The sequence below is a fragment of the Gillisia xinjiangensis genome (assembly GCF_046298265.1).
Taxonomy (GTDB): domain Bacteria; phylum Bacteroidota; class Bacteroidia; order Flavobacteriales; family Flavobacteriaceae; genus Gillisia; species Gillisia xinjiangensis.
Window position 1 is genome coordinate 1 of sequence record NZ_JBKAHK010000023.1, and the last position, 1,280, is coordinate 1,280.

The window sequence follows — 1,280 nt, forward strand, 5'->3', positions numbered from 1 at the left end:
TGCTTAACGCGTTAGCTGCGCCACCGAGACACTAAGTGCCCCAACGGCTAGCACACATCGTTTACAGCGAGGACTACCAGGGTATCTAATCCTGTTTGCTCCCCACGCTTTCGCGCCTCAGCGTCAGTACCGGACCAGATGGCCGCCTTCGCCACCGGTGTTCTTCCCAATATCTACGAATTTCACCTCTACACTGGGAATTCCGCCATCCTCTTCCGGACTCTAGATCGTCAGTTTTAGAGGCCGTTCCTAGGTTGAGCCCAGGCCTTTCACCCCTAACTTGACGTTCCGCCTACGCGCCCTTTACGCCCAGTAATTCCGAACAACGCTTGCCCCCTCCGTATTACCGCGGCTGCTGGCACGGAGTTAGCCGGGGCTTCTTCTCTGGCTACCGTCATCATCTTCACCAGTGAAAGCGCTTTACAACCCTAAGGCCTTCTTCACGCACGCGGCATGGCTGGATCAGGGTTGCCCCCATTGTCCAATATTCCCCACTGCTGCCTCCCGTAGGAGTCTGGGCCGTGTCTCAGTCCCAGTGTGGCTGATCATCCTCTCAGACCAGCTATAGATCGTCGCCTTGGTAGGCCGTTACCCCACCAACTAGCTAATCTAACGCGGGCTCATCCCAGGGCGCTAAAGCTTTCCCCCAAGCCAAAGGCTTGGGGCGTATGCGGTATTAGCCGCCGTTTCCAGCGGTTATTCCCCACCCCGGGGTAGATTCCCACGCGTTACTCACCCGTGCGCCAGTGTCCACACCCCGAAAGGTGCTTCTCCTTCGACTTGCATGTGTTAGGCCTGCCGCCAGCGTTCGTTCTGAGCCAGGATCAAACTCTTAGGTTGACCTCATCTGCCCCGGCAAAGCCGGACCAGATCAATCAACGGGATCCTCTCAAATCAAAAACGCGCGAAATCCAGTCCCTCACCCAGCCATTACCCCCAGCCAAAGCCGAAAGCAAAACCAGGGTCAAAACCAGATCCGTCTAATACGCGGTCAACCGAAAGGTCCCAGTGCCAAACACCAAAACCCAGAGTCAATGCCAACAAGACACAGACCCGCCGCCCGCGTATCCCTTCCAAATCTACAATGTCAAACAGCCGGCCCGTGCTGGATCCGCGCAAGCGAATGCCGCCGAGCGATTTGCCCGCCTCACCACTCACGAAGAAGCAGAAATAGGGGCAAACAATATACTGAGTTGGGACCGAACTTTCAACGCCTTAGGCAGTGGAAAACCGGCCCTTCAGACACCGTCGCCAACCCGAGGAGTGGAACCCCCGTTCCC

General features: G+C 56.9%; 1 rRNA gene. It reads right to left on the reverse strand.

From position 1 onward, the window contains the following. Positions 1 to 840 (reverse strand): 16S ribosomal RNA (locus ACKGJN_RS16245); the annotation flags it as partial. Between the last annotated feature and the right edge of the window lie 440 nt (positions 841 to 1,280).